Below are 1623 nucleotides of genomic sequence, written 5' to 3'. Positions count from 1 at the left end.
GGTCGCCCGCGCCCGCGACCAGGGCTTGGCCCTCAACGTGCAACAGCTGTTCAGCCGGCCCACCATTCGCCAGCTGTGCGAAGCGCCTAAGCCCGCCGACGACGGTGCAAGCGCCGCCGCGCGGCAAGCCTTCTCGCTGATTGCCGACGCCGACCGGCTGCGCTTGCCGGACGACGTGATCGAAGCGCTGCCCATGTCGCGGCTGCAGGCCGGCATGCTGTTCCACAGCGAGCTGTCGCAAAACGGCGCCATCTTCCACGATATCTTCAGCTTCGATCTGCGCCTGCCCTGGGACGAAGCCGCCTGGCGCGCCGCTGTTCGCCGCTTGGCGGAACGCCACGCCGCGCTGCGCACCACCTTCCACTGGAACGCCTACTCGGAACCGCTGCAGCTGATTCATCGCGACGGCGACATCCCGCTGAGCGTCACCGACTTGCGCGCGCTGGCGCCCGAAGCGCAAAGCCGGGCGCTGGCCGACTTCGTCGCCGCGGAAAAAGCCCGGCCCTTCCAGCCGCAATCCCCGCCGCTGCTACGCCTCTCCCTGTTCCGGCTGGACACCGGCCGCGCGCGGCTGACGCTGAGCTTCCATCACGCGATTCTGGACGGCTGGAGCGTAGCCACCTTGGTCACCGACCTGCTGCGGCTGGCGCGGCACGCGCAAAGCGCCGGCCCGGCCGACGCGTCCGGCGCGCTGAGCGCGCTGTTCATCGAACAGGAAAAACAAGCCGAGAACGACCCTGAGCTGAAAGCGGCTTGGCGGCAACGGCTGGCCGGCTTGGAAGCCTCTGTCTTGCCCCGGTTGAGGCCTCAGCCAGCCGCGGGCGGCGCGCGCAGCGTCCGCCGTCTCAGCCGCATGCTGCCGGCCGAACTGTCCATGGCGCTGGACGCCGCCGCCGCGCGGCTGGCGCTGCCGCTCAAAACCGTATTGCTCACCGCCCACCTGCGCGTGCTGGCGCTGCTGACCGGTTCCGCCGCCGCCAGCACCGGCTACGTCACCCACAGCCGCCCCGAGCGAGAAGACAGCGCCGCCGCGCTGGGCCTCTTCCTGAACACCGTTCCGTTGAGCGTGGCACTGCAAACCGGTAGTTGGGCGCAACTGGCGCGCCGCGTCTTTGCCGAGGAAACGGCCTTGCAAACGCTGCGCCGCCTGCCGCTGGCCGCCATCATGCAACTGAACCATGGTAGGCGCGGTTTCGAAGTCGGCTTCAACTACATCCACTTTCATGTCTACGGACAGGCGCTGCGCTTGCCCGACGTAACGGTGGAAGGCGTGGAAGTGTTCGAGGAAACCGACTTTCCCTGCCTGGTGCAATTCAGCTGCGATCCACGAAACCAAGGCCTGGAACTGACGCTGGCCTGGGACGAGGCTGAATTCGACGCGCCGCAGATGGAGGATATGGCCGGCTATCTGCAAGGGGCGCTGGCGTCGCTGGCCGAAGATACCGACGCCGATTGGCTGGCCGCGCCGCTGCTGAACGCCGAGCAAGCCGCCCAGGCGCTGGGCCCCGCGCCGGTTTCCGTCGCCCCGCCCCATCCCGACCTGTGCAGCTGGTTCGAGCACGCCGCCCGGGCCTTCCCCGAGCGCGTCGCCGTTCAGGGCGAAGCCTCCGCCCTGCGCTACCG

At 69.0% G+C, this 1623-nt stretch carries 1 protein-coding gene; it reads left to right on the top strand.

Annotated features, from left to right (window positions below):
• Window positions 1–1623, top strand: a 1623-nt coding sequence (locus tag ACUXV1_RS23195) for a condensation domain-containing protein (RefSeq protein ID WP_446016767.1), incomplete at both ends; no start/stop codon positions are given.

The organism is Chromobacterium sp. W521, from assembly GCF_052805975.1.
This window is presented reverse-complemented; position numbering and strand designations above follow the sequence as displayed.